This is a genomic window from Oscillibacter sp. ER4 (assembly GCF_000765235.1).
Classification (GTDB): domain Bacteria; phylum Bacillota; class Clostridia; order Oscillospirales; family Oscillospiraceae; genus Hominicoprocola; species Hominicoprocola fusiformis.
The window spans coordinates 25,537-46,057 of record NZ_JPJG01000055.1; the positions used below are offsets into that span (position 1 = coordinate 25,537).

The 20,521-nt window shown below is 58.6% G+C and carries 21 protein-coding genes, 2 tRNA genes and 1 pseudogene; 13 read left to right on the forward strand and 11 right to left on the reverse strand.

The genetic code is table 11. The features are described from left to right. Positions 1-62 precede the first annotated feature (62 nt). Together NI20_RS0108885 and ade are read right to left on the reverse strand one after the other, a co-directional pair. Positions 63-149: transfer RNA gene (locus NI20_RS0108885), tRNA-Leu, on the reverse strand. 101 nt (positions 150-250) lie between these two features. Then, on the reverse strand, positions 251-1,984 hold the full coding sequence (ade, locus tag NI20_RS0108890) for an adenine deaminase (RefSeq protein WP_052084550.1): 1,734 nt from the start codon (positions 1,982-1,984) through the stop codon (positions 251-253). Positions 1,985-2,400: 416 nt separating this feature from the next. Between ade and NI20_RS15085 the strand changes: the two genes are divergently transcribed. Beyond that, positions 2,401-2,634 (forward strand): hypothetical protein, encoded by a 234-nt coding sequence (locus NI20_RS15085; protein WP_156108602.1) that lies wholly within the window; start codon positions 2,401-2,403, stop codon positions 2,632-2,634. After that, complete coding sequence (locus NI20_RS14230) at positions 2,580-3,287, forward strand: CPBP family intramembrane glutamic endopeptidase (protein ID WP_052084551.1); 708 nt, start codon at positions 2,580-2,582, stop codon at positions 3,285-3,287. The genes NI20_RS15085 and NI20_RS14230 overlap by 55 nt, the downstream gene beginning before the upstream one ends. A gap of 65 nt (positions 3,288-3,352) precedes the next feature. Here NI20_RS14230 and NI20_RS0108900 read toward each other — a convergent pair whose 3' ends face one another. Together NI20_RS0108900 and NI20_RS0108905 are read right to left on the reverse strand one after the other, a co-directional pair. Further along, on the reverse strand, positions 3,353-3,913 hold the full coding sequence (locus tag NI20_RS0108900) for a phosphoribosyltransferase family protein (protein ID WP_033121050.1): 561 nt from the start codon (positions 3,911-3,913) through the stop codon (positions 3,353-3,355). A gap of 94 nt (positions 3,914-4,007) precedes the next feature. Beyond that, positions 4,008-4,208, reverse strand: coding sequence for a PspC domain-containing protein (locus NI20_RS0108905; protein WP_033121051.1), 201 nt, complete (start codon positions 4,206-4,208; stop codon positions 4,008-4,010). A gap of 525 nt (positions 4,209-4,733) precedes the next feature. Here NI20_RS0108905 and pheS point away from each other — a divergent pair. From pheS to NI20_RS0108930, 5 genes are all read left to right on the forward strand, one after another. Further along, complete coding sequence (gene pheS, locus NI20_RS0108910) at positions 4,734-5,759, forward strand: phenylalanine--tRNA ligase subunit alpha (protein WP_033121052.1); 1,026 nt, start codon at positions 4,734-4,736, stop codon at positions 5,757-5,759. A gap of 163 nt (positions 5,760-5,922) precedes the next feature. Next, complete coding sequence (gene pheT / locus NI20_RS0108915; RefSeq protein ID WP_033121053.1) at positions 5,923-8,610, forward strand: phenylalanine--tRNA ligase subunit beta; 2,688 nt, start codon at positions 5,923-5,925, stop codon at positions 8,608-8,610. A 106-nt stretch (positions 8,611-8,716) separates the two neighbouring features. Further along, the gene (locus NI20_RS0108920; RefSeq protein ID WP_033121054.1) at positions 8,717-8,962 is read left to right on the forward strand and encodes an IreB family regulatory phosphoprotein; all 246 of its coding nucleotides are present in this window, start codon (positions 8,717-8,719) and stop codon (positions 8,960-8,962) included. A 172-nt stretch (positions 8,963-9,134) separates the two neighbouring features. Continuing rightward, positions 9,135-9,428: a hypothetical protein gene (locus NI20_RS0108925; RefSeq protein WP_033121055.1), complete on the forward strand. Its 294-nt coding sequence runs from the start codon at positions 9,135-9,137 to the stop codon at positions 9,426-9,428. 50 nt (positions 9,429-9,478) lie between these two features. Further along, positions 9,479-10,300 carry a C40 family peptidase gene (locus tag NI20_RS0108930; protein WP_052084552.1) on the forward strand — a complete coding sequence of 274 codons (822 nt, stop codon included), beginning with the start codon at positions 9,479-9,481 and terminating at the stop codon, positions 10,298-10,300. 241 nt (positions 10,301-10,541) lie between these two features. Here NI20_RS0108930 and trmD read toward each other — a convergent pair whose 3' ends face one another. From trmD to ylxM, 6 genes are all read right to left on the reverse strand, one after another. After that, positions 10,542-11,354: a tRNA (guanosine(37)-N1)-methyltransferase TrmD gene (gene trmD / locus NI20_RS0108935; protein WP_033121056.1), complete on the reverse strand. Its 813-nt coding sequence runs from the start codon at positions 11,352-11,354 to the stop codon at positions 10,542-10,544. Beyond that, positions 11,344-11,892: a ribosome maturation factor RimM gene (gene rimM / locus NI20_RS0108940; protein ID WP_052084553.1), complete on the reverse strand. Its 549-nt coding sequence runs from the start codon at positions 11,890-11,892 to the stop codon at positions 11,344-11,346. The genes trmD and rimM overlap by 11 nt, the downstream gene beginning before the upstream one ends. 106 nt (positions 11,893-11,998) lie before the next feature. Then, complete coding sequence (locus NI20_RS0108945) at positions 11,999-12,229, reverse strand: KH domain-containing protein (RefSeq protein ID WP_033121057.1); 231 nt, start codon at positions 12,227-12,229, stop codon at positions 11,999-12,001. A 17-nt stretch (positions 12,230-12,246) separates the two neighbouring features. Then, positions 12,247-12,486, reverse strand: a complete 240-nt coding sequence (rpsP, locus tag NI20_RS0108950) for a 30S ribosomal protein S16 (RefSeq protein ID WP_033121058.1) — start codon at positions 12,484-12,486, stop codon at positions 12,247-12,249. Between the two features lie 72 nt (positions 12,487-12,558). Then, positions 12,559-13,926 carry a signal recognition particle protein gene (gene ffh, locus NI20_RS0108955; protein WP_033121059.1) on the reverse strand — a complete coding sequence of 456 codons (1,368 nt, stop codon included), beginning with the start codon at positions 13,924-13,926 and terminating at the stop codon, positions 12,559-12,561. An 8-nt stretch (positions 13,927-13,934) separates the two neighbouring features. Next, entirely contained in the window at positions 13,935-14,300 is a 366-nt protein-coding gene (gene ylxM / locus NI20_RS0108960) for a YlxM family DNA-binding protein (protein WP_033121060.1), read from the reverse strand. A gap of 239 nt (positions 14,301-14,539) precedes the next feature. On the opposite strand from ylxM, the gene yfmF reads away from it, so the two are divergent. From yfmF to NI20_RS0108985, 5 genes are all read left to right on the forward strand, one after another. Beyond that, on the forward strand, positions 14,540-15,811 hold the full coding sequence (yfmF, locus tag NI20_RS0108965) for an EF-P 5-aminopentanol modification-associated protein YfmF (protein WP_052084554.1): 1,272 nt from the start codon (positions 14,540-14,542) through the stop codon (positions 15,809-15,811). Beyond that, positions 15,804-17,075 (forward strand): EF-P 5-aminopentanol modification-associated protein YfmH, encoded by a 1,272-nt coding sequence (yfmH, locus tag NI20_RS0108970; RefSeq protein ID WP_033121062.1) that lies wholly within the window; start codon positions 15,804-15,806, stop codon positions 17,073-17,075. The genes yfmF and yfmH overlap by 8 nt, the downstream gene beginning before the upstream one ends. A gap of 7 nt (positions 17,076-17,082) precedes the next feature. Continuing rightward, positions 17,083-18,015 carry a prolipoprotein diacylglyceryl transferase gene (gene lgt, locus NI20_RS0108975; protein WP_033121063.1) on the forward strand — a complete coding sequence of 311 codons (933 nt, stop codon included), beginning with the start codon at positions 17,083-17,085 and terminating at the stop codon, positions 18,013-18,015. Positions 18,016-18,020: 5 nt separating this feature from the next. Next, the gene (locus NI20_RS0108980; protein ID WP_033121064.1) at positions 18,021-19,094 is read left to right on the forward strand and encodes a PLP-dependent aminotransferase family protein; all 1,074 of its coding nucleotides are present in this window, start codon (positions 18,021-18,023) and stop codon (positions 19,092-19,094) included. Positions 19,095-19,192: 98 nt separating this feature from the next. Next, a tRNA-Thr gene (locus NI20_RS0108985) sits at positions 19,193-19,268 on the forward strand. A 257-nt stretch (positions 19,269-19,525) separates the two neighbouring features. On the opposite strand, the pseudogene NI20_RS14610 reads toward NI20_RS0108985, so the two are convergent. Further along, positions 19,526-19,696, reverse strand: a pseudogene (locus tag NI20_RS14610) (tyrosine-type recombinase/integrase); the annotation flags it as partial. 351 nt (positions 19,697-20,047) lie between these two features. On the opposite strand from NI20_RS14610, the gene NI20_RS0108990 reads away from it, so the two are divergent. Then, entirely contained in the window at positions 20,048-20,473 is a 426-nt protein-coding gene (locus NI20_RS0108990) for a hypothetical protein (protein WP_242842969.1), read from the forward strand. Positions 20,474-20,521 lie beyond the last annotated feature (48 nt).

Sequence of the window (20,521 nt, forward strand, 5' to 3'; positions counted from 1 at the left end):
GGATTTTCTTTTGCCCGTTCAAAGAAAAGAGCAGAGGACCTGCGCCGCAGGTCCTCTGCTCTTGGTGCCGGTGACCGGACTCGAACCGGTACGCTGTCGCCAGCGGCGGATTTTGAGTCCGCTACGTCTACCAATTCCATCACACCGGCAGGTGCAACAATTATTATATGCGATGCAGGGAGCATTTGCAAGCAAAAGTTTTCGAAAAAAGGCTCCGACGCACTGCGCCGGAGCCTTTCACAATGTAAGATCACACGTAGCGCTGATTGATGACGTCGAACACGCCGCGCGTCGTGAGGCGCAGCGTTGGAATGACGGTCAGCGCCATGAACGAAAGCGTCATAAACGGGTCGACCCCGCGCGAGACGCCGAGCTTGAAGGCCTGCTCCTTGGCGTTTTCGAGCGCCTCGTTGACCTCGATAAGCGGCGCTTCGCTCATGATGCCTGCAATCTGGAGCTGGAGCTCGCCGAGCACCTTGCCGTCGTCCATCACGACGATGCCGCCGCCGAGCTCGACGACGCGGTTGACCGCCGCGGCCATGTCCTCCTCGTTCGCGCCGACGACGATAATGTTGTGGCTGTCGTGCGAGATGGATGTCGCCACCGCGCCGGACTTGAGGCCGTAGCCCTTGATGTAGCCGATGCCGATGTGGTGCGTGTTCTTGTGGCGCTCGATGACGGCAATTTTCAAGATATCGTCCTCAACGCTGATCTTTTCGGCGTAGCCCGCATCGGTCGTGACGATCTCGCCGGGCACCATGCCGAGCACCGCGCGCGGGCGGGACTCGATAAAGTCCGTGGCCTCAAGGTGCGCAACGTGGAACGTCTCGTGCGAGCGCTTGACGAGGTGCGGATCGATCTCGGGCGCTTCAAACGGCGTGACGGTCTTGCCGTCGAACATCAGCTTGCCCTTCTTGTAGACCTCAAGGATGTTGAAGCTGTCGAAATTGTCGATCACGACAAAGTCCGCAAGAAAGCCCGGTGCGATTGCGCCGCGGTTGTTGAGCAGGAAGTAGCGCGCGGCGTGGTGGCTCGCGCATTTGACGGCGATGATCGGGTCGACGCCCGACTTGATGGCACGGCGCACGATGTAGTCGATGTGGCCCTTTTCGAGAAGATCGTTCGGGTGCTTGTCGTCCGTGCAGAACATGCAGTAGGTGTAATACTGCGGTGTGAGCAGCGGGAGCAGCGCGTCGAGGTTGCGCGCGGCCGTGCCCTCGCGGATCATGATGTACTGTCCGCGCTCGAGCTTGGCGATGGCATCCTCCACGGTGCTGCACTCGTGGTCGGAATAGACGCCGGCGGCGATGTAGGCGTTCAGGTCGTTGCCCGAAAGGCCGGGGGCGTGGCCGTCGATTTTTTTGTGGTGCGCCTGCGCGGCGACGATCTTTTCGAGCACCTGCTCGTCGGCGTTCGCGACGCCGACATAGTTCATCATTTCGGCCAGACCCTCGACGCGGTTGTGCTCGTAGAACGAGTCGATCGCGCGGTAATCGAGCACCGCGCCGGATTCGTCGAGCGGCGTTGCGGGCACGCAGGAGGGGAGCATGAAGCGCACGTCAACGGGCAGATCTTCCGTCGCCTGCAGCATATACTCGATGCCGTCGGTGCCCATGACATTGGCGATCTCGTGCGGGTCGGTGATGACGGTCGTGGTGCCGTGCGGAATGACGGCGTTGGCAAATTCCTTGGGGGAAACGAGCGCGCTCTCTAAGTGGATGTGCGCGTCGACAAAGCCGGGCAGCACGAGCTTGCCGCCCATGTCGATCTCGACCACGCCCTCGTAATGCTCGCCCATGCCTGCGATTAGCCCTTCGGCCACGGCGATGTCGCCATGACTGAGCTCGTTGCAGAAGACGTTCACATACGTCGCGTTCTTGAGCACGAGGTCGGCCTTCTGCCGTCCCGAGGCCACCTCGACGACGTGGAGCTTCTTGTTCAGCTTGCGGTTGATCTTTCCTGCGTAGCTTTCCCGGTATGCCATGCGTTTTCCTCCTTATTTTGTTGTGTTTGACCAGTTTATCGGATGAATCATCCATCTTCCTCGTTTATTTTTTATAGGATACTACGTTCTTTTGCACTTGTCCAGCAGAAAAAGCTAAAATATTTTTAGTAAAACTGACGAAAAGTGAGAAGAACGCAGAAGTTCACTGCATCATAAACTGTATGATGGACCGGACAAATACAGGCCGTTGCCGAAAGATTGCTTTTCACAAAATGCTGTTTACAAGCATCTGATAATACAGTATAATTAAACAAACGGTATTGAAATAAATGAATATTTTCAACTAAAAGACAAATAAAACGCGCTGGCATTCACTGCGCCGGGCTTGCTTGAAGTGGCCCGCACACAAAATGGAGGCTGCGGCAATTTTAGGACCGGACAAGGAGGGGGAAGATATGAAAACCGAGCATTCCTATTCCGCAAAGGGCGTTTTGGCTGCGCTGGGGAGATCCGCTTTGTATCAGCTCTTTTTCGTGGCGGTGCAGGTTTTGCTGCCATTTGTCTATGGGATCGGTATCGCTGCCGATGCAGCGATCAATAGGGGAGCGGACCTTGCACAGGGGGGGCGCAGGCGGTGGCGGAGCGGCTTCTTGACGGCCTGTCGGCGCTCACGCTGCTATCGTGTCTGATCATCGCCGCGGTACTGCTGCTGTGGTTCCTGCTGCGGAAAAAGCCGCTATCCGAGGCGGCGGGCCTTCGTTACTGCTCGGGCTGGACGGTGGGCTTCTGCGCCTTCGGCGCGGTCGGCCTCTATGTGCTGGTCAGTCTGGTGCTTGCCCTGCTGCCGGAAAGCTGGATGGAGGAATATGGAAAAGCCATGCGCCTGAGCACAGAGACGGGACTGATCCCGGCGCTTGCCGTGGTGGCCGGCGCGCCGGTTGCGGAGGAGCTCGTGTTCCGCGGCGTCATCCAGTCGCGGCTGGAACGGGCCATGCCGGTGTGGATCGCAATTGTACTGCAAGCGGTACTCTTTGGATTCATCCACGGAACGCCGGTGCAGATCGGCTACGCGTTTCTCATGGGCCTGCTTTTCGGCTATATTTGCTATCGTACGGGGAGCATCCTGCCCACGATCGCCGCGCACGCCGCGTTCAACGCAATGAACGACCCGCTGGGGCTTTTGGGCGGTTTTGCGGAGAAGTGGCAGTTCCTTGCCGTCATGGCCGCCGTATGCGCGGCGGGCTGCGTGCTCTGCCGCCGCGGTTTGAGCGGACTAAGAACAGCGCCGGAGGCCGAAGCAAGGCCTACATCGCCGACGGTCTGCGAGGAGATCACCGAATAACAGAGAAAGCGCCTTTCAAAGAAAGCTCTTTGAAAGGCGCTTTGCGCTTCTGTGATTGAATCTTTTTACTTCACGCTGCCGTCGGCGTTGAAGACGGGCAGCTTTTCAAGGAACAGGATGTCCTTGCGGTCGGCTGCGCCGCCCTCGGCGAGAACGGCCATGCGGCCCGTAACGGTGCCGCCCGCCTTTTCGACGAGTGCTTCCATCGCCTTGAGCGAGCCGCCCGTGGAGATCACGTCGTCAACGAGCAAAATCTTCTTGCCGCGGATGAGATCCGCGTCGTCAGAGCCGAGGAAAAGCTTCTGCTGGGCGACGGTGGTGATGGACTTGTCCTCCACGGAAATGGGGTCGGGCATGTAGACCTTGGGGCCCTTGCGCGCGATAAAATACTTTTTCGCGCCGCTCTGGCGCGCCATCTCGTGGATGAGGGGGATGGACTTGGCCTCAGCGGTGAAGAGGTAGTCGTAGTCGATGCCCTCGGCGAGCTTCAAGAGCTCTTCTGCGCAGCGCACGGTCAGCTCCGCGTCGCCGAACATGATGAAAGCACCGATATAAAGATCGTCCGTTACCTTGCAGATGGGAAAGTCGCGGTCAAGACCCGCGACATGCATCGGATAAGTCGCCATAAAAGGAAGCTCCCTTCGCGTTTTACATCTTTTTCTGCCGTTTCGCGCGGCAAACAGGATTTAGTATATCTTTTTTGCGCGGATTGTCAAGCAGTCAGACCTCGGTGTCGCCCTCGGGCAGGATGATCGCGCAGGCAATATAGGCGAGCACGCCGGTACCGGCGGCCAGAGCGAGGACCGCCCAGAGCACGCGCACGATCGACGGGTCAATGTTGAAGTAGTCTGCGATGCCTGCGCAGACGCCGCAGATCATCTTGTTGTTGCGGGACTTGTAAAGACGCTTTCTTTCGTCCATGATCGTTCTCCTTATCCGGCTGCGAGAGCAGCCACGGTGGGTTTGTAAACAACTATTATAGTATACCACGTTTTTGCACGTTGTAAAGTGCGGTTTTTCCGCGTTTTGGGCAGGAAAAGGGGAGTGCGCAGAGGAAAATGCGCGATATTTTGCGCTTTTGCCGCTTTTTTGCCGGCAAGGGGCAAATTCCCCCTTGCAAGTTCCTTTTTTCTGTGATATAAGTACCACTTAGACAAATGCTGTGAAAGGGAAAATAGCGTGTTTGTTCCGCGTAGAGAGGACCGGTCGGCGGCTGGGAGCCGGTCTGCGGGATGTCGCTTGGTTCGCCCCTGAGCAGCCGCGAGGAAATGCGCGGCCGGTCAGCCCCCGTTACGGGCAGCGAGCGCGCGCCTTTGGGCGCGAATCAGGGTGGTACCGCGGAAGAAAGTCTTTCGTCCCGAGAGTGTCGGGAGGAAAGACTATTTTTTTGCCCCTGCCGCCGATTTTTGAAATTCTGCAAATTTTTACCTGAAAAGGAGAAATGATATGAAACAACAACTGGAAGCGATCCGCAAGGCGGCGCTCGATGCGATCTCCGACGCCGGTAAGGCGGAGGACCTCGAAGCACTGCGCGTCCGCTACCTTGGCAAAAAGGGGGAGCTGACCGCCGTTTTGAAGCAGATGGGTAAGCTCAGCGCCGAAGAGCGCCCCGTGATCGGGCAGCTCGCCAACGACGTGCGCGCCAAGCTCGAAGCGAACATCGAGGAAAAGACGAAAGAGCTCGCCGACAAGGCCATGGAGCTCAAGCTCAAGTCCGAGGCCGTGGACGTGACCATCCCCGGCAAGCAGGAAAAGATCGGCGTGAAGCACCCGATGTATCAGGTGCTCGACGAGATCAAGGACATCTTCGTCGGCATGGGCTTTGAAATTCTCGAAGACCGCGAGGTCGAACTTGCCGAGTACAACTTCACGAAGCTCAACGTCGAGGAGGACCATCCCGCCCGCGAGTGGAGCGACACGTTCTATTTCACCGAGGACAGCTCGATCCTGCTGCGCACGCAGACCTCTCCGATGCAGATCCACGCGATGGAGACGCGCGAGCTGCCCATCCGCATTCTAGCCCCCGGCCGCGTGTACCGCAAGGACGAGGTCGACGCCACGCACTCGCCCATGTTCCACCAGATCGAGGGCATGGCCATCGACAAGGGCATTACGATGGCGGACCTCAAGGGCACGCTCAACGAGGTCGTGCGCCAGCTCTACGGCGAGCACACGGTCACGCGCTTCCGCCCCCATCACTTCCCGTTCACCGAGCCGAGCTGCGAAATGGACATTCAGTGCCACAAGTGCCACGGCGCAGGCTGCCCCACCTGCAAGGGCGAGGGCTGGATCGAGGTGCTCGGCGCCGGCATGATCCACCCGAAGGTCCTCGAGGGCTGCGGCATCGACTCCACGGTCTATTCCGGCTGGGCGTTCGGCATGGGCCTTGAGCGTCTGGCGCTCGGCCACTTCAAGATCAGCGACCTGCGTTTGATCTTCGAGAACGATGTCCGCTTCCTCGAACAGTTCTAATATTCCTCGCGAAAGCGGCGAGCCGCTTTCTGCGATCTCTTTCGCAGGGTGCTGCGCCGCACTCGCTTTGCTCGCACGCTTGCACCCTGAGCGGTGTTTTTTGTGACGCGCATGTCGTCACAAAAAACAAAATTTGATTGTTACTTCTTAGGAGGATACAAATATGATCCTATCCCGTAATTGGCTCAACGAATTCGTTGACCTCAAGGATATCACCGATAAGGAATTCAACGACGAGATGACGCTCTCCGGCTCGAAGGTCGAGACCATCGAGCGTCCCGACGAGAACCTCAAGAACGTGGTCGTCGGCAAAATTCTCGAGATGAAGCGCCATGAAAACTCCGACCACATGTGGGTCTGCCAGATCGACGTCGGTCAGGCCGAGCCCGTGCAGATCGTTACCGGTGCGTGGAACATCCACGTGGGCGACTATGTCCCCGCGGCGCTGCATGGCGCGCATCTGCCGGGCGGTGTGAAGATCGAAAAGGGCAAGCTGCGCGGCGTCGAGTCGAACGGCATGCTCTGCTCGCTCAAGGAACTCGGCATGACGGCGGAACACGACTTCCCCTATGCCGTTATCACGCCCGCGGCGCTTCTGAACGACTACCATCCCCTCGACCCCGCGAAGCCCTCCATCCCCGCTGACATCAAGCCCGGCAACAAGGTCTACGGCCCTGTGCTCTGCGGCCGCGTCGAGGCGGTGGAGAGCGTTGACGGCGGCTATAATGTCCGCGTGAACGACGGCACAGTCACCCGTGCGGCGAAGACTGTCTGCTCGAACCTCCACGAGGGCGACCTCGTCGCGTACAACACGAAGAGAGACACGATCTGCACGCTCGAGGACCTGCACGCCGAGCAGAAGGAGTTCCCTCACTGCATCGCCGACGGTATCTTTGTCTTACAGGAAGAGGACGCCGAGCCGGGCCTCAACATGGCGCACATCCTCGGCTTTGACGATTCCATCGTCGAGTTTGAGATCACGCCGAACCGCCCCGACTGCCTTTCCGTCATCGGCCTTGCCCGCGAGGCGAGCGCGACGTTCAAGCGCCCCCTTAAGCTGCACACGCCCGAGCCGCACGGCTGCGGCGGCAGCATCGCCGACCTTGTCGACATTGACATTGAGGACGGCGACCTCTGCCCGCGCTACACCGCGCGCATGGTGAAAAACGTCAAGATCGCTCCATCTCCGCGCTGGATGCGCGAGAGATTGCGCAACAGCGGCGTGCGCCCCATCAACAACATCGTCGATATCACGAACTATGTGATGCTCGAATACGGCCAGCCGATGCACGCCTTTGACTTCAGCTGCGTCGAAGGCGGCCACATCATCGTGCGCACCGCGCGCGAGGGCGAGACCATCCAGACGCTCGACGGCAACGAGCGCAAGCTGACGCCGAACATGCTCTGCATCTGTGACGAGCACAAGCCCGTCTGCGTCGCGGGCGTCATGGGCGGCGCGAACAGCGAGATCGTCGGCGACACGGCGATGGTGCTCTTTGAGTCCGCTAACTTCAACGGTGTTTCCGTGCGCCGCACGGCCAGCGCCCTCGGCATGCGCACCGACGCCTCCTCCCGCTATGAAAAGGGCCTCGACATGATGAACACCATCAAGGCCGTCGAGCGCGCCTGCGAGCTCGTGGAGCTGCTCGGCTGCGGCGAGGTCGTCGACGGCGTGATGGACGTGGTCGCCAAGGAAAAGGCCCCCACGGTCGTCAAGCTCGAACCCGACAAGATCAACGCCCTGCTCGGCACGGAACTCAGCGAAGACCTGATGCGCGAAATTCTTGTCTCCCTCGGCTTTATCCTGAATGGCGACGACATCTACGTGCCGTCCTGGCGCGGCGACGTCGAGCATTACAGCGACATTGCCGAAGAGGTCGCGCGCTTCTACGGCTACAATAAGATTCCCTGCACGCTCATGCGCGGCGAGACCACGCGCGGCGGCTTTAGCGAGCAGCAGCGCTTCGACCGCGCCATCGGCGGCGCTGTGCGCGCGCTGGGCTACGATGAGATCATCACCTATTCCTTCATCAGCCCGACCTATTACGATAAGATCCGCATGCCGAAGGATTCCTCGCTGCGCAACTCCCTGAAGATTTTGAACCCGCTGGGCGAGGATACCTCCATCATGCGCACGACGATCCTGCCGAGCATGCTCGAGATCATTGCCCGCAACCACAGCTACCGCAACAAGTCCGCCCGCCTCTATGAGCTCGGCAAAATTTACCTGCCGCGCGAGGATGGCCTTGCTGACGAGCCGAAGTACCTCTCCCTCGGCGCTTACGGCGACGGCGTGGACTTCTTCTCCTTCAAGGGCAGCATCGAGACGCTGCTGCACGAGCTGCGCATCACGGATGTCAAGTACGTCGCCTGCACCGACAATGATTCTTATCACCCCGGCCGCTGCGCGAAAGTGTATGCGGGCGAGACATACCTCGGCGTGTTCGGCCAGATCCATCCGCTCGTCGCGGCGAACTACGGCATGGACACCGAGGTCTACACCGCAGAGCTGAGCTTCGATGCGATGTATGAAAAGCGCGGCGACATCCCTGTCTACCAGCCGCTTCCGAAGTTCCCCGCCGTCACGCGCGACATCGCCGTCGTGTGCGACGAGGCCGTCACGGTCGGCGCGCTCGAAGAGAGCATCCGCCGCGGCGCGAAGGGCCTTTTGAAGGATGTGTCGCTGTTCGATATTTACCGCGGCCCCGGCGTGGCCATCGGCAAGAAGAGCGTGGCATTCAACCTCGTTCTGCGCGCGGATGACCGCAGCCTGACCGGCGAAGAGGCAGATGAGGACGTCCAGTCCATCCTCGCAGCGCTCAAGGCCGACCACGACGCGGTGCTCCGCTGAGAATTCCTTAAGGAAACATTACGATTTGGTTACAGTTGACAGCGCTCTCTTTACTTTTTGAAATTGCGTTGCTATACTGTCTGCATGGAAAGGAGGGGCTCTCCCAATGGAAGAATTTACCCGAAAGTTTAATGTTGCGCAGGAAAAGGACGCTGAGATCCGTCATATTCTGACCACCGTTTATGCCGCGCTGGAGGATAAGGGCTATAATCCCATCAACCAGATCGTGGGCTACATCCTGTCGGAGGATCCCACCTATATCACGAACCATAACAACGCCCGCACGCTGATCCGCAAGCTGGATCGCGACGAGCTGCTGCAAACGCTTGTGCGCAGCTACCTCGGCAAGTAAGCGAAAAACGTCAGAATAACGACCCTCGGAGACCGTGAACGCGGCCTCCGAGGGTTTGTTGCATTTTTTCGCCCCACTTTTATTGACAAGGGGGGCAAAAAATGCTATACTGCAAAAAGTTACAAAACGGTTACAAAGTTACAAATTGGTTACAAGGACAGGAGTGAGTCAGATGGCAGAAGCTACGGAAGGTCTCGTTTACCGCGGACACCCGCTGCGCCGTGTGGATAATCTCATCTACTACGGCTCGATGGCGGATAAATATATCGTGATGATGCAGGCGTTGGATACCACGCCGCTCAAGGATATCACGCTTGCCAAGCGCGTTTCCATTCAGTTGCAGATGACGGACGCAAGCCTCCGTTCGCGCGACCGTGTGGTTCGCTCGACGGAAAAAGGAAGCCTTGGCGAGGCGATGGAATTTGCCTCCATCTGGCTTGAGCGCGCGCTGAGCGGCAAGATGTAAATAGCCGCCGCGCAGCCCCCTGATTTTATTCACGAAAGGATGACTCAGCTATGAGAAACCATTCACGATGCTTATCGTTCCTGCTTTCGGGCATTCTCTCCGTCAGCCTGCTCGCGCCGCTCTCTTCGGCGCAGGCCGCTTACGACGGTTCAATCCGCAACCTCGTTGACCGCGTGACGGTGCTGACGGAATCCGTTCAGACCGAGAGCGCGAACGAAGAAGAGCTCGCCAAGCTCGATGAGATGCAGGCAGAGCTTGAAGACAAGGCCGACGCCAAGGAAGACGTGAGCGAGACCGAGACCGTCTCCATGGTCGTTACGGGCGGCACGATCAACGTGCGCACGGGTCCCGGCACAAATTACGACAAGATCACGCAGGTGGTCAGCGGCAAGCAGGTCACCGTCGTCGGTGAATCGAACGGCTGGTATCAGGTCACGTTCGGCTCCACGACCGGCTGGCTGCTCGGTGAATATCTGCGCGATCCTGCCGACCTCGACGGCACAGTGGGCGCAAAGGTCGTCTCCATGGCGATGCCCTTCCTCGGCACGCGCTACCGCTCCGGCGGCGCGTCCCCCAACGGCTTTGACTGCTCGGGCTTCACGATGTATCTCTACGCGCAGCTCGGCTACTCCCTGCCGCACTCGGCGACCGCCCAGTATAAGAACTGCGGCTACGCCGTCGCCAAATCCGACTTGCAGCCCGGTGATCTGGTGTTCTTCTCGGATTCCTCACACGCCATCGGCCACGTCGGCATCTACATCGGCAACGGTCAGATCATCCACGCGCGCTACAGCGTCGGCAAGATCACGATCGACAGCCTGTCCGCGAGCTACTATGCTTCCCGCTACGTCGGCGCGAAGCGCATCGCGTAAAAGTACATAAAGAAAGCGGAACAGCTTAGGCTGTTCCGCTTTTTTACTTCATCAAAAAGCAGCGAAGCTGCTTCTTGATGAGAGAGCTTCAGGAAGTGGTGCTCACCGCGCCATTTCCTGCAAAGTGTCGCTGCGGACGCGCGTGTCGTCCTCCACGACGGATCAAAATACTTTGCCGCCTGCGGGCGGCAAATGAGGTCGATTGACCGTTCGCCTTGCCTTGCGCAGATAGTGCGAGCTGTTACTCAACAGTTGTTTCGGTGTCGCTTTCCTCCGCCTTCTTCACCTCCGCGGCGCGGATGGCTTCTGCTTCGGCTTTGGCTTCGGCGAGGACTTTTTTCTCGCTCTTTGTTTTGAGCTGCTTTTCGTCGAACTGCGCCCAGAGATCAGGGCGGCGGAGCATCGTGCGCTTGTAGCTCTCTTTTTTGCGCCATTTGGCCACGTTTTCGTGGTGGCCGGAGAGCAGCACGTCCGGCACGCGGCGGCCGTGCCATTCATCGGGGCGGGAATACTGCGGATACTCCAAAAGCCCAGCCCAGTGGGACTCCTCGGTGAAGCATTCCTCCTCAGGCAGCACGCCCGGGACCATGCGGCAGATGGCGTCCGTCACGGCCATGGCGGGAATTTCGCCGCCCGTGACGACGAAGTCGCCCATCGAGAGTTCTTCGTCCACGCACTCGTCGATAAAGCGCTGGTCGATGCCCTCGTAGTGGCCGCAGACTAAAATGAGGTGGTCATACTTATCCTTCAGCTCGCGCGCCACGCTCTGTGTGAACGTGCGCCCGCAGGGGGAGAGGTAGATCGTATGCCCGCGGCTGCCAGCCTCCTCGCACACATGCGCCCAGCAGCGGTACAGGGGGTCTGCCTGCATCACCGCGCCGCGCCCGCCGCCGTAGGGGTAGTCGTCGACCTGCATCTGCTTGTTCGTCGTGTAGTCGCGGATCTGGTGCGTCTTGATCGTGATGTAGCCGCGCTCCTGCGCGCGGCCAAGGATGCTGACGTTCATCATCGCGTCGACCGAAGCGGGGAAGAGTGTTAAAATATCAATCCTCATCGGTTTCTAACCCCTCGATCATGTGCACGCTGATCTCGCGCGATTCCTCGTCGATGTCCGTGATGAAGATATCCTTCACCGCGGGGATGAGATAGGTCTTCTCCTCGCCTTTGACCTTGTAGAGCTTGTGGGCGGGGTAGGAGAGCACGTCCACCACCGTGCCGATATACGTGTGGGGGAAGTAGTTATAGACGTTCATGCCGATGATCTCGGCGTCGAAGTGCTCACCTGGCTTGAGCTGGACATCGTTGCGGCGAATGGAGAGCACCTTGCGCTTGAGCGCGGCGGCAGCATCCATGTCGTCGACCTCGGGCAGCTTCATGAGCACCATGTCGCCCTGCACGCGCTTGCTCGTCGGGCGGAAGGGCGCACCGTCCATGTAGAACGTTTTGAACCCGCACAGAAGCTCTGGGCTCACGTCCCAGGGCTGTACCTTGACCTCGCCGCGCACGCCGTGCGTGTTCACGATCTGGCCGACTTCGATATATTCCGGGCGCGCGCTCGGCTGCGGCGCGCTCTTTTTGGAAAAGAGACCCATTGTCATGCTCCTTTGTTTTGTTCTATCCATCCAGTATAGCGGAATCGGCGGGGGATGGCAAGAATAAAAAACGTTCCCGAGAGCTTCTCGGGAACGTTTTTGCAGTTCAGTCTACGATGTCGACAGACACCTTTACGCCGGTGCGCTGAGCATAGGAACGGACGACCGTGCGGATCTCCTTGGCAATGCGGCCCTGACGGCCGATGACCTTGCCCATATCGTCAGGTGCGACGCGCAGCTCCAACGTAAGCTCGTCCGCGCCCTGCTTCTCCGTGACGGTGACGTCATCGGGATGCTCAACAAGGCTGCGGGCGATGTAGAGCAGCAAGTCTTTCATTTCTTGCACCCCGGGTCTTACAGCGCGTTGACTTTCTTCAGCAGCGCACGGACCGTGTCGGTGGGCTGAGCGCCGGTCTTGATCCACTCCTGAGCGCGCTCAGCGTCGATCTTGATCTCGGCGGGGGAGACGCAGGGATTGTAGGTGCCGATCTCTTCGATGAAGCGGCCGTCGCGGGGATAACGGGAATCAGCGACGACAACACGATAGAAAGGAGCCTTCTTGGCGCCCATTCTGCGCAGACGAATTTTAACCATGGTTACTACCTCCAAAAATAATGTAAATGATTTTGTATTATGATGAAATGCTTGTGCACTTATCAACGGAAATTACTTGAAGCGTTTCTTGCGCCCGAAACCGCGCATCCGGCCGCCGCCGAAGCCGCCCATGCCCTTTGGCATCTTGCCGCCGCGCGTGACCTGCTTGATCATGCTCTGCATCATCTCAAACTGCTTGAGCAGGCGATTGACGTCCACAACCTCGAGTCCGCAGCCGGCGGCGATGCGCTTTTTGCGGCTGGCGCCGAGCACCGCGGGATTCTCGCGCTCGTAGGGTGTCATCGAGAGGATGATCGCCTCGGTGTGTGCCATCATCTTGGGGTCAAGCTCGGCGTTTGCCATCTGCTTGCCGAGCTGGCCGGGCATCATGCCCGCGAGCTGTTCAAAGCTGCCCATGCTCTTGAGCTGGACGAGCTGGTCGTAATAGTCGGAGAGAGTGAAGCGGTTCTTTTTGAGCTTTTCTTCGAGCTTTTTTGCCTTTTCCTCGTCGATGCTCTGCTCGGCGCGCTCGATGAACGACAGCACGTCGCCCATGCCGAGGATGCGCTGCGCCATGCGGTCGGGGTGGAAGGGCTCGATCATGTCGAGCTTTTCGCCCGTGCCCATGAACTTGATGGGTTTGCCGGTCGCCGCGCGGATCGAGAGGGCTGCGCCGCCGCGGGCGTCGCCGTCGAGCTTCGTGAGCACGACGCCGTCGATGCCGAGTGCCTCATCAAAGGCGGTGGCGGCGTTCACGGCGTCCTGACCGGTCATCGCGTCGACGACGAGCAGGATCTCGGTCGGCTTGACGGCGGCCTTGATGCGCTTGAGCTCGTCCATTAGCGCTTCGTCGATGTGCAGGCGGCCTGCGGTATCGAGGAAGACCATGTCGTTGCCGTGGTCACCGGCGTACTTGACGGCCTCCTGCGCGATCTGAACGGGGTCAATCTGACCCATTTCGAAAACGGGAATATTCAATTGCTTGCCGACGACCTGTAACTGCGTGATGGCCGCGGGACGGTACACGTCGCACGCGGTGAGCAGCGGACGGTGGCCCTGCTTGCGGAAGTAGCCCGCGAGCTTGGCGACGTTCGTCGTCTTACCGGCGCCCTGCAGGCCGACCATCATGATGACCGTCGGCGGCTTGGAGGCGAAGGTCAGCTTCGCATTGGCGCCGCCCATGAGCGCGGTGAGCTCTTCGCTGACGATCTTGATAACCTGCTGGGCAGGGGTCAGGCTGTCGAGCACCTCGGCGCCGACGGCGCGCTCAGAGACGGTTTTGACAAAGTCCTTGACGACCTTGTAGCTCACGTCTGCTTCGAGGAGCGCCAGGCGCACCTCACGCATTGCGAGCTTGATGTCCTCTTCGCTCAGGCGGCCCTTGCCGCGCAGGTGTTTGAATGTGGCGTTGAGCTTTTCGCTCAGTCCTTCAAATGCCATGGATGTATTTACTCCTTGAGTGCCGCCGCCTCGGCCTCGATCACGCCGGCAAGCTCTTCGAGCTGGCGGTCCTCATACCGGCGGAAGTTGAGCTGCTTGATCTGCTCGGCCGCGTCCGTGATCTTTTCCACGTGGGGCTGAAGCTGCATGAAGCGCTTGATGAGCCCCGTCTTGTCTTCGATCTCGGTCATGTAGTTCTCCGCGCGCACGATGACGTCGCGCACGCCCTGACGGGAGATGCCGTAGTTCTCGGCAATTTCGGAGAGCGACAGGTCCTCGTTATAGTAGAGATCGTAGAATTCCTTCTGGCGGTCGGTGAGAAGCTCCCCATAAAAGTCGAAGAGCATCGTCATACGAAAGGTCTGGTTTTTCACGGGAAGTTCCTCCTTGTGCAGATTCTTATGTAAAGTTTTATACCTTTACAACATGAATCAGTTTACATGATTTTATCAAAATTGTCAAGGAAAAATCGCAAGAAAAACGTCATGCGAGCAGAAAATTCTTCCGTTTTTGCGCCGGAAAGTGCGGTGTAAGCAGAAAAGAGTGGAATTGTTCACAGTTTCGTGGTATCCTAAGGGCAAATTCTGAAAAATGACCACAGGAGGAATCCGTGATGGAACCGGTCAGACTTGAGATCGCACCCGAGGTGAACCTCGACTATGTGCGCTCGGATAAATTCAAAACGGGGACGCTGAGCGTGCAGCTCATCACGCCGATCAACGAAAAAACGGCGAGCTTTGGCGCGCTGCTGCCGAGCGTGCTGCGCCGCGGCACGATGTCGCACCCCGATATGCGCTCACTTTCCACCGCGCTCGACCTGCTCTACGGCTCGTCCATCGGCTGCACGGTGCGCAAGAAGGGTGAAAACCAGTGCATCGGCTTTGCCGCGAGCTTCATCGACGAGGAATTTGTCCCAGGTGGAGAAAAGCTGCTCGAGCCGATGTGCGACCTTTTGGGCGAGCTGCTGCTCGACCCCGTGACGCGCAACGGCCGCTTTTTGAACGACTATGTCGAAAGCGAGAAGCAGAACCTCATCGACGCCATCCGCGGCATCATCAACGACAAGCGTGACTACGCAGACCTGCGCTTACTTCAGGAGATGTGCCGCGGCGAGCGCTACGGGGTGGACAAGTTCGGCTCCATCGCGCGCGTTGAGAAGATCACGAACCAGACGCTCTTCCGCTACTATCAGGAGTTGCTCTCCACCGCGCACTTGGAGCTCTTCTACTGTGGCAGCGCCGAGCGCGAGCGCGTGGAGGAGGCCATCTCCCGCGCGTTTGCGCCGCTTCAGCGCGGGCGTGTTGTGCCGCCGGTCATCGCGGAGAAGAAAAACGCGCCGGAGACGCCGCGCGAGATCACCGAGCGCATGGATGTGACGCAGGGAAAGCTCTCGATGGGCTGGCGCGCGTCGACGAACGACGCGCCTGCGATGATGCTGGCAAATTTGATTTTCGGCGGGTACAGCAATTCCAAGCTCTTTTTGAATGTGCGTGAAAAGCTGTCCCTCTGCTATTATGCTTCTTCCGCCTATCACCGCTCCAAGGGCATCGTGACGGTCTCGTCCGGCATTGAGTGCAGGGATGTGGAGACCGCCAAGCGTGAAATTCTTGCCCAGCTTGCAAGCGTGCAGCGCGGCGAATTTGAGGAATGGGAGGTCGAGGGCGCGAGAGCGTGCTTGATCGCGTCGCTCGAATCGCGCGGCGACAGCGCGGGCCGCATGGAGGAAAACGCCCTCGGTCAGGCGGCCACGGGCATCCGCGAGACGGCGGATGAGCTCATCGCGGCGCTGCGCGCCGTGACGAACGAGCGCATCGCCGAGGCCGCGCAGAGCATGACGCTTGACACGGTGTATTTCCTGACAGGGGAGGACAGCAAGGATGAATGAGAAAAGCTACCCCCGCATCGGGGAAACGGTCCTGGAAAAGACGCTGCCGAACGGCTTGAAGATATTCATCGTCCCCAAGCCCCAGCACCGCAAAAAATACGCCTTTTTCGCCACGCGCTACGGTGGGATGGACATGCAGTTCATCCGAAACGGCGAAAAGTGCGACACGCCCGCGGGCATTGCGCACTATTTAGAGCACAAGATGTTCGACACGAAGGACGGCAACGCCCTACAGGTACTCTCGCAAAACGGTGCGGAGCCGAACGCCTTTACCTCCAACGCGATGACGGGCTATTACTTTGACTGCACCGAGCATTTTGAAGAAAACCTGCGCATCCTGCTCTCGTTTGTCTCCGTTCCGTACTTTACGGACGAAAGCGTGGAAAAGGAACGCGGCATCATCGGTCAGGAGATCCGCATGGTCGAGGATTCGCCCGACTGGCAGGTCTACGAAAGGCTCCTTGCCTGCCTGTACCGCTCGTCGCCCGCGCGCGTGCCCATCGCCGGCACGGTCGAGAGCATCGCGGGCATCACGGCGGAAACGCTGTACGACTGCCACCACGCGTTCTACTGTCCGTCCAATATGGCGCTGTGCGTTGTTGGCAACGTCGATCCCCACACGGTGATCGCGCTGGCCGAGGAGGTCTTGCCCCGCGAGCGCGGCGAGGAGATCGCACGCTGCTATGGCGAAGAAGAGGACGACGCTGCCGCGCAGAAGGAGACCGTCACGCAGATGGAGGTCGCGCTGCCGCAGTTTTTAGTCGGCTTTAAGTGCGAGACGAACGAGGGTGACCTTTTGCGCCAGTCGCTCATCGGCGAGATGGCGAGCGACGTGCTGCTCGGCGATTCGTCGCCGCTCTACCAGCGCCTTTACGATGAGGGACTCATCAATTCGAGCTTTGGCGGCGGCTTTGACCAGCTGCCGGGCGTCGCGGTTCTGTGCGCCGGCGGCGAGAGCGGGCAGCCGCAGGAAGTGAGCGACGCGATCTTGGGAGAGGCGCAGCGCCTCGCGCGCGAGGGCATCGACCCTGACTTTTTCGAGCAGATCCGCCGCGCGAGCTTCGGCGCGACGCTGCGCGCGCTCAACTCGTTTGAAAATATCGCCATCTCCATGGCGGACGGCTACTTCCGCGGCTTCGATGCGCTCCGGTTCCCCGAGGCGTACGCGAGCATCGAAAAAGCGGATGTCGAGCGCTTCCTGCGCGAAAACCTGACGGACAGCCGCCGCGCCATCTCCATCATCGAACCCAAGAAAGAAGGATAACGATCCCATGAGCTTTTCCGACGCGCCCATCAGCTTTCCCGGCCTTTTCGGCGACTGGCAGTTCACCGTGCCGTCCAAGGCATTGAACATCGGCAACGGCATCTACTGGTACGGCATCATCATTGCCGCGGGCATGCTGCTGGGACTCTATTTCTGCATGAAGCAGGCACCGAAATACGGCCTGAGCGAGGATAATATCATCGACACGGTGCTCTGGGTCATCCCGCTTTCCATCATCGGTGCGAGGATTTACTATGTGCTTTTCTACCTCGACCTGTTTCGCGGGAGCGACGGCTCGATCAACTGGTCGTCGACCTACCGCATCTGGGACGGCGGCCTTGCCATCTACGGCGGCGTCATTGCGGGCTTTTTGACGGCGTATCTTTTCAGCCGCCGCCGCAAGATCTCCTTCTGGGCGCTGGCGGACTGCTGCGTGCAGGGACTTTTCATTGGGCAGGCTATTGGCCGCTGGGGCAACTTTATGAATAGAGAGGCCTTCGGCGCGGCGACGGAGCTCCCCTGGCGCATGCGGCTCTGGACGTCGGCCACGACGTATATGGATGTACACCCTACGTTTCTTTATGAGAGCCTGTGGAATGTGATCGGTCTGCTGCTGCTTTATTTTGTCGTGTCCCGCGCCCGCCGCTTCGACGGGGAGAACACCTGCTTTTACTTCATCTGGTATGGTCTCGGCCGTTTCTGGATCGAGGGGCTGCGCACCGACAGCCTGTATCTTTTCCACTGGACGCTGTTTGGTCAGCGCATCCGCGTGTCGCAGGCGTTGTCGCTCGTGATGGTGCTCGTGTGCGCAGGGATCCTCGTCTATCAGTTCAAGGTCAAAAAGGCCGACGGGTCGAATCTGTTTGTCAAGCGTGTGCAGCAGACAACGGAGGCGGAAGAAGCCGCCGCTGAGCCTACCGCGCCGGACGAGAAGCAGTAAGCTCTATGCACTATCACATCGACAAAACCGCCGCGCAGAGCGCGTATTTACAGCTCTATCACCAGCTGCGGCGCGACATCGTCAGCGGTGTTTACCCGCTGGGGACGAAGATGCCCAGCAAGCGCCTGATCGCAACAGAGACAGGCGTGAGTGTCATCACGGTCGAGCACGCGCTGGCGATCCTATGCGACGAGGGGTATTTGGAATCCCGCGAGCGCAGCGGCTTTTTCGTGAGCTTCGCCGCGGCGGACTGCTTCCCGGTCTCCGAGACGGAGACCGAGCGCCGCACGACCGTTTCTCACGGGACGGAGGATGAATTTCCGTTCCCGTCGCTCGCCAAGACGATGCGGCGTGTACTCAGCGAGTACGGCGAGAGTATTCTCGTCAAGTCGCCGAACAACGGCTGCGCCGAGCTGCGCGGCACCATTGCGGCGTATCTCTCCCGCTCGCGCGGCATCAGCGTCCAGCCGGGACAGATCGTGATCGGCTCGGGCGCGGAATACCTCTACGGACTCATCGTGCAGCTTTTGGGGCGCGAGCGCGTGTTTGCGCTCGAAGACCCGTCTTACGACAAGATCCGCAGGGTGTATCAGGCGCACGGCGTCACGTGCGAGATGCTGCGCCTCGGCAGCGACGGCATCCGCTCCGATGAGCTCAACCGCGCGAGCGCGACGGTGCTGCATGTCACGCCGTTCCATAGCTTCCCGAGCCAGGTGACCGCCAGCGCGGGCAAACGCCGCGAATATCTCCGCTGGGCGGAGGAGCGCGGCGGCTACATCGTCGAGGACGACTTCGATTCGGAATTCAGCGTGTCGAGCAAGAGCGAGGATACGCTCTTCGCCCTTGAACCCGAGCGCTCGGTCATCTACATGAATACGTTCTCCAAGACCATCGCGCCGTCGATGCGCGTGGGCTACATGGTGCTGCCGCCCGCGCTCTCCGAGCAGTTTCGGCGCGAGGTGGGATTCTATTCCTGCACCGTGCCGGTCTTTGAGCAATATGTGCTTGCCGAGCTCATCGGCAGCGGCGACTTCGAGCGCCACATCAACCGCATCCGCCGCAGACGGCGGAAAGAATGAAAAAGCGGCGGCAAAGCCGCCGCTTTCAAAAAGTTTGAAAAATCGCTTGACGCGAAAAAATCTTTGTGCTATACTTCCATTTGCATTTGAACAAATGCGCTGGTGTAGCTCAGTCGGTAGAGCAGCTGATTCGTAATCAGCAGGTCATGTGTTCGAGTCACACCACCAGCTCCAAAAAGCATCGAAAACTTCGGTTTTCGATGCTTTTTTGTTGCAAAAACGCTGAAATAAACTGTACCCAAGAAAATGGACACGAGATTTTGACCCATGGCCCCGTTCGGCGGACACGCATTTGACCCATAGGGGCAGTCAGCGGCTTTGCCGCCTACTGCCAGCTCATGCCCCATGGGTACAACGAAATGCGCGGAAAGAGCCAAAGAGCACCGGAGAGGAAATTGCTTCCTTTCCGGTGCTCTGCTTGCCTGTGGGACTTATCGGATCTGTGCCATGAAGCTGCCCATTTTCTCCGCGGCCTTTTGCTGCATCTGCCGTGTGACGTGGGTGTAGGTTCGCAGGGTGAATCCCGCGTCGTAGTGCCCGAGCATACTGCTGACGGTTTTGACGTCCACCCCGTTTTGGAGTGCCAGGGTCGCGAACGTATGCCCTTATGCTGCTGTCACCGCCCAGGCAAAGCTGAAGCGGGAAGAACAGGCCCGCCAAAGCAGCCGACAGGAGATTGCTCACTCGGTTACGGAAGCGAATGTGCTAACCTCGGAGCTGACCGATCTGCTGATCGAAAAGGTGTATGTATTCCCCGACAACCGCATTGAGATTGTTTACAAGGTCCATGACCTCTTTGAATAATTGAAGATACAAAAACGGAAAACCCAGGCTATCAAATCCATCTTAGTGGCTTGGGTTTTCTGCTCTTTGGCGCTTTTATAGTCAAACGACAAGTGGTACAATATAGTTAAATTCTATTTACTATGAAAGCTGTACCAGGGGGAACAAAAATGGGAAATCGAACATTTGAAGATGTGAAAAGCTATGTAGAATGGCAATCTCAAGGAAAATGCACAGTATTGAGCGCAAAAACAGAGCAACACTTCAATGATTTGGGTGTTGATGTGCGCGTCTGGAATGTCAAAACCGATACTGATGGAGATTGGTGGGTAGTGGAGGGCGACGGGATTCCGATGAATCTCTATCCCCAAAGTGCATATTATTTTGGAGCAGATGAAGTGTATTCTTTCCACATGGGCTTAATGCAGAGAATGAGCGCAGCCCAGGGTGAATATAGTCCAGAGGATTTTGTAAATGGTGTGACGCTCGATGCAGAAATTGCTCCTCAACTTTTCCGAAAGCTCAAAAGTGTCGCTGCGCTAATTGATACCGCTATGGTGTATCTGAAAACAGCGCTTAGATGTGCAAAATGCTGAAAGCGACGCAGATCGCGGCGACCATAACAAAAGCAAGGAAGGAGTCAT

Coding starts and splice junctions, on each gene's coding strand:
- ade (WP_052084550.1), bottom strand. CDS start 1,984: ATGGCATACCGGGAAAGCTACGCAGGAAAGATCAACCGCAAGCTGAAC.
- NI20_RS15085 (WP_156108602.1), top strand. CDS start 2,401: ATGAAAACCGAGCATTCCTATTCCGCAAAGGGCGTTTTGGCTGCGCTG.
- NI20_RS0108900 (WP_033121050.1), bottom strand. CDS start 3,913: ATGGCGACTTATCCGATGCATGTCGCGGGTCTTGACCGCGACTTTCCC.
- NI20_RS0108905 (WP_033121051.1), bottom strand. CDS start 4,208: ATGGACGAAAGAAAGCGTCTTTACAAGTCCCGCAACAACAAGATGATC.
- pheS (WP_033121052.1), top strand. CDS start 4,734: ATGAAACAACAACTGGAAGCGATCCGCAAGGCGGCGCTCGATGCGATC.
- pheT (WP_033121053.1), top strand. CDS start 5,923: ATGATCCTATCCCGTAATTGGCTCAACGAATTCGTTGACCTCAAGGAT.
- NI20_RS0108920 (WP_033121054.1), top strand. CDS start 8,717: ATGGAAGAATTTACCCGAAAGTTTAATGTTGCGCAGGAAAAGGACGCT.
- NI20_RS0108925 (WP_033121055.1), top strand. CDS start 9,135: ATGGCAGAAGCTACGGAAGGTCTCGTTTACCGCGGACACCCGCTGCGC.
- NI20_RS0108930 (WP_052084552.1), top strand. CDS start 9,479: ATGAGAAACCATTCACGATGCTTATCGTTCCTGCTTTCGGGCATTCTC.
- trmD (WP_033121056.1), bottom strand. CDS start 11,354: ATGAGGATTGATATTTTAACACTCTTCCCCGCTTCGGTCGACGCGATG.
- rimM (WP_052084553.1), bottom strand. CDS start 11,892: ATGGGTCTCTTTTCCAAAAAGAGCGCGCCGCAGCCGAGCGCGCGCCCG.
- NI20_RS0108945 (WP_033121057.1), bottom strand. CDS start 12,229: ATGAAAGACTTGCTGCTCTACATCGCCCGCAGCCTTGTTGAGCATCCC.
- rpsP (WP_033121058.1), bottom strand. CDS start 12,486: ATGGTTAAAATTCGTCTGCGCAGAATGGGCGCCAAGAAGGCTCCTTTC.
- ffh (WP_033121059.1), bottom strand. CDS start 13,926: ATGGCATTTGAAGGACTGAGCGAAAAGCTCAACGCCACATTCAAACAC.
- yfmF (WP_052084554.1), top strand. CDS start 14,540: ATGGAACCGGTCAGACTTGAGATCGCACCCGAGGTGAACCTCGACTAT.
- yfmH (WP_033121062.1), top strand. CDS start 15,804: ATGAATGAGAAAAGCTACCCCCGCATCGGGGAAACGGTCCTGGAAAAG.
- lgt (WP_033121063.1), top strand. CDS start 17,083: ATGAGCTTTTCCGACGCGCCCATCAGCTTTCCCGGCCTTTTCGGCGAC.
- NI20_RS0108980 (WP_033121064.1), top strand. CDS start 18,021: ATGCACTATCACATCGACAAAACCGCCGCGCAGAGCGCGTATTTACAG.
- NI20_RS0108990 (WP_242842969.1), top strand. CDS start 20,048: ATGGGAAATCGAACATTTGAAGATGTGAAAAGCTATGTAGAATGGCAA.